This is a genomic window from Peribacillus sp. YIM B13481 (assembly GCF_042787985.1).
Taxonomy (GTDB): Bacteria; Bacillota; Bacilli; order Bacillales; family DSM-1321; genus Peribacillus; species Peribacillus simplex_A.
On record NZ_JBHZPE010000131.1, the window covers coordinates 1 to 1,257 of the forward strand.

Genomic DNA, 1,257 nt, shown 5'->3' on the forward strand with positions numbered 1-1,257 from the left:
TATAGTCCGGAATTTAAAACAAAAGCTGTTAAGGAATATAAAAAGGGGAAAGCCCCCTCTCAAATTTTCATTGACCAGGGAATTAATCTCGAAATAATTGGAAAGAAACAACCCAAACGTTGTCTACAGCGCTGGCGTAGTACCTTTGAAAGGTTTGGTGAGGAAGGCTTCCTTACGGAACGCCGTGGAAAAGGAAGTACAGGACGCCCCACTTCCAAGCCACAGTCTGTAGAAGATCAACTTAGGAAGGCCGAGGCGAGAATCAAATTCCTTGAAGCAGAAAATGACTTCCTAAAAAAGCTGGAAGAGCTAGAAAGGCAGGCTCTGAAAAAGAAATGATTCTAACTGCTGCTGAGAAGTTCTATCTGATTGAAAGGACGATCAGAATACACCAATTAAAGAAGGCTGTTTCTTATCTATGCAAATTGGCTGGTGTAAGTCGAAGTGGCTACTATGATTGGTTAAAGGCAGCTCCTTACCGTGAGCTTCGTGAAGAACAGGATGAATTGGACATAGAATTGATCAGAAATATTTTCATCAGTAAAAAGGAAAAAGTAGGCGCCCTCCAAATCAAAATGATTATGGAGAATGACTACTCGGCCGTCATGAATCATAAGAAAATCAGACGGTTGATGACAAAATATAATCTCCTAGCGAAAATCAGAAGGGCCAACCCGTATCGGAAGATGGCCAAGGCAACCAAGGAGCACCTTACTTGTCCAAACCTCCTTAATCGTGAATTCAATCAGGAGGTGCCAGGGAAGGTCCTGCTTACTGACATTACCTATCTTTATTATGGGAAAGGCCAAAAAGCGTATTTATCCTGCGTAAAAGATGCCGCCACAAAAGAAATCGTTACGTACCATTTATCTACTTCATTAGAAATGGATATCGTTTACGAGACTTTAAATAAGCTAAAGCAGGCTGTGTGTCACGAGTTCCATCCGAGTGCAATCCTTCATTCTGACCAGGGGTTCCATTACACCCATCCGCTATTTCAACGCAAAGTGAAGGAACTTGGGATAACCCAATCCATGTCCCGCAAGGGAAACTGTTGGGATAATGCGCCAATGGAAAGTTTCTTTGGCCACTTTAAGGATTTGGCAGAATATAAAACATGTACTAATTTAACGGATGTGAAGGAAGAAATTGATCGAGTTATTGAAGAATATAATGAACATCGTTATCAATGGGGGCTAAGGAAAATGGCCCCGGTACAATACCGGGACCATTTATTAGCTGCTTAGGCACTTTTTT

The 1,257-nt window shown here is 41.7% G+C and carries 2 protein-coding genes; both read left to right on the forward strand.

The features are described 5' to 3' along the window. On the forward strand, positions 1–339 hold a 339-nt coding region (locus tag ACFX4X_RS25460; protein WP_377387662.1), incomplete at its 5' end, for a transposase. Further along, complete coding sequence (locus ACFX4X_RS25465; RefSeq protein ID WP_377387665.1) at positions 336–1,247, forward strand: IS3 family transposase; 912 nt, start codon at positions 336–338, stop codon at positions 1,245–1,247. The genes ACFX4X_RS25460 and ACFX4X_RS25465, both read left to right, overlap by 4 nt. Positions 1,248–1,257: the final 10 nt, after the last annotated feature.